General features: G+C 59.3%; 1 protein-coding gene and 1 pseudogene. Both read right to left on the bottom strand.

Annotated elements, in window-relative coordinates; all coding sequences use genetic code 11:
• Positions 1-460, bottom strand: a pseudogene (locus tag ILFOPFJJ_RS34625) (Ulp1 family isopeptidase); the annotation flags it as partial.
• 230 nt (positions 461-690) lie between these two features.
• On the bottom strand, positions 691-984 hold the full coding sequence (locus ILFOPFJJ_RS34620) for a hypothetical protein (RefSeq protein ID WP_173514870.1): 294 nt from the start codon (positions 982-984) through the stop codon (positions 691-693).
• Positions 985-1,081: the final 97 nt, after the last annotated feature.

The raw sequence follows: 1,081 nt of genomic DNA, 5'->3' as shown, positions 1-1,081 counted from the left end.
CCTTGCTCTGCTCTTCCTTCCAGAGGCCATCGATGGTGAGGCCGTCGTCGGGGTAAGGAACATGTGTTTGGCGCCCCATCAGCCGGGGCCCGCTGCCGACGGTTTGGAGTTCTTGCCCATCAGGCGCGAGCTTTCGGAGATGTGACAGTGCCGCCATGAGACCGTCACCTCCACCGCTTGCCGTGTACGCGTCGATGTCGGCGGCGAGTGACTCTTCTGAACCGGTAAAAAGCCGAGAAGCAATTGGATCTCTGTTCTCTGCTCGGAGCCAACGTGCAAAGTTGCGAAGAACCGAAACATTATTCATGAGGGTACCCTCGGGAACCTTTCCGTCTCCTCGTCCGCGGCTACCGTCGGGTAGGATTTCGTATCCTCGCACTGCTGCCGTGAAGTTCTCCAGCAGCGTCTTGTCTTCGGGATGCAGGTCCGCATCGGAGCGCTCGCGCTTGGCGAAATCCATGCGAAGCTCCGAATAAACAACGACGTCGGACGCCGAGCCGCCGGACGACTTCTCGCGGCGACTCCCACCGAAGGCCTTGCCGACCCCTGACTTCACACGCGACCACAGTCCTCGGTTCTTGCCATCCTTTGTCCGCGCGACAGGCTGCCTTTCCGATGGCGCTGTAGAGCGCGTGCTGCTGGACAAACTGTCACCAGACTGCAATGTCCACGCAGCCGAACGACCAAGGTCTACGCTATGGCGCGTGCTGCTGAACAGATTATCCCGCAGACTGGACTGCGGCAGCATCCGCATCGAACCGCCGACGTCAGTGCGCTGGAAACTTTCCTGCGTCTGTTCGGCTGAGTGTCTGGCGAACTCAGCTCGGCGGGGCTCAGGTGCAGTTCGCTCAGTTGCTGCGCACAGCCGGCTTCATCCGCAGGAATCTTGCCCGGCTGTTGCATCATCCGCTGCTGCTCTCGCAGACCATTGTAGTACGTCATAAAATCGGTCGTATAATCGTAATTGAAGTGCACGTTATCCATACCACTCTCCCTCAAGGGTGCATACTTTATCGCCTCGGGCCAAACTCAAGTTGCGGCCGCAGAGGGTTCAGCTTGAGAAAGCCGGCCGCCGAGGTTC

The organism is Sinorhizobium psoraleae, assembly GCF_013283645.1.
Classification (GTDB): Bacteria; Pseudomonadota; Alphaproteobacteria; order Rhizobiales; family Rhizobiaceae; genus Sinorhizobium; species Sinorhizobium psoraleae.
Note: the sequence above shows the minus strand (reverse complement) of the source record. Positions and strands in the feature narration are given on the sequence as shown.

Bases quoted from the DNA above. Each gene is read 5' to 3' on its own strand.
- ILFOPFJJ_RS34620 (WP_173514870.1), bottom strand. From the start codon at position 984: ATGGATAACGTGCACTTCAATTACGATTATACGACCGATTTTATGACG.